Origin of the sequence: Candidatus Cryosericum odellii, from assembly GCF_003570935.1 — a bacterium.
Classification (GTDB): domain Bacteria; phylum Caldisericota; class Caldisericia; order Cryosericales; family Cryosericaceae; genus Cryosericum; species Cryosericum odellii.
In genome coordinates, this window is record NZ_QXIU01000150.1 from 7,964 (window position 1) to 9,670 (window position 1,707).

The window sequence follows — 1,707 nt, forward strand, 5'->3', positions numbered from 1 at the left end:
GTATTGAATGCCTGACCACCATAGACGTAGTACAGCTGATAGGCATATTCTGATGCGAGGTCCGGGCTGAGAGCGCGCTTCCAGGCATACTCAAAATCGTATGCAGTGACAGCGGTTCCATTCGTCCAGTACGCATCACGAAGCGTGAAGATATAGGTCTTGTGGTCCTTGGAAATCGTCCAGCTCTTCGCAATTGCGGGCTGCGGTACGCCTTTAGTGTCCAGACGAGTCAATCCATCGAACACCTGCTCCTCGATGTTCATTTCCGGAAGTCCTACCGTAATAGCCGGGTCGATACCGGTCGGCTCGCCTCCCAGATTGTAGGAAATCTCCTGAGCGACGGCCTTGGCCGATGGCACCCTCGACAATCCACCAAAGATTGAGACGACAAAAAGCAGTACCAGGACAAGTGATAGTACCTTTTTCATACACGATCCTCCATTTTTCCACAAGAGCGTGCCGCATTTGCGGTTGTCGGAATCATACCAGCACATCAGAAAAAGACAACAGCACGATCATGTCGACGCGATGACCGCAGGAGTCCCCTGTTTCTGCAGTGACTACGGTCTCCTGCAAACATGCAGAGCGGCCACGAGTTCGTGGCCGCTCTCTTCATTTCTGATATGCTGGACTGATATCTTCAGCGACTCCTGAAGGCTACCCCATATAAGCGGTCTTCCAGTCGACAAATCCCAGCGTCGACTGGTAGAAGTTCTTGACGTGCTTGGTAATGAGCACGGGGTTCGTGTAGAAGTAGATTGGAATAATGGGGAAGTCTGTCATGAGGATCTTCTCTGCAGCATGCAATGTCGCCATACGTGCCGCCGGGTCGGTAGTCGCCTTGGCCTTTGCGATGAGAGCATCATACGTCTTGTTGGCGTAGCCAGTGCCGTTGTTTCCACCATCCGTGACCCACATGTCCAGGAACGTGTTGGGGTCCATGTAGTCACCGATCCAGCCTGCACGGGCAACCTGGTAGTTGAGATTGTTCCGGTCATCCAGGTAGACGCCCCACTCTTCCACCTTCAGAGTGCAGGTGATACCGAGGTTCTTGTTCCACATCTGCTGGATCGCCTCGGCGATGGATTGGTGTGCGTTGGAGGTGTTGAAGAGCAGGGTGAAGGTAGGGAATCCCTTGCCTCCCGGATATCCTGCGTCTGCCAGCAACTTCTGCGCAGTCGCAATATCGTCGTCCTTGTAGAATGTACCACCAACAGTGCGGAAATCGCTGCCGGCAGCCGCGTCTGCAATGCCACCGGGAACAAAAGCCAGCGCGGGAATCTGACCGCCCTTCGTGACGGACGTCGTGATGGCCTTGCGGTCGATGGCCAGATTCAAGGCTTCGCGAACGCGGACGTCGTCGAACGGCTTCTTGGTGACATTGATCTGATAGTAGTAAGTTCCAAGGTACGGAAGGATTTGTGCATCGCCTGAGGCGACCAGCTTGGGCAACTCTGAGATGGGTACAGTGGAACCTACATCCATCTGACCGCTCTGAAACATGGACAGAGCCGTCGACTCATCCGTGACCATGAGGTACGTGATCTTCGTAAGTTTGACAGCGGCCTTGTCCCAGTACGTCGGGTTGTTGACAAAGGTCATCTTGTCGTTGTGTGACCACTGCGTGAGCGTGAACGGTCCATCGGTGACGTAGTTCGTCAGATCAGCGGCCCACTTGTCATTCGTGCTGACAACGGCCTTGCAGAC

General features: G+C 54.1%; 2 protein-coding genes. Both read right to left on the reverse strand.

Going from position 1 to position 1,707, the window contains the following annotated elements; translation table 11 throughout:
- The coding region (locus SMC5_RS06280) for an ABC transporter substrate-binding protein (RefSeq protein WP_243625010.1) at window positions 1-428 on the reverse strand (428 nt) is incomplete at its 3' end.
- 229 nt (window positions 429-657) lie between these two features.
- Window positions 658-1,707, reverse strand: a 1,050-nt coding sequence (locus SMC5_RS06285) for a peptide ABC transporter substrate-binding protein (protein WP_133299178.1), incomplete at its 5' end; no start/stop codon positions are given.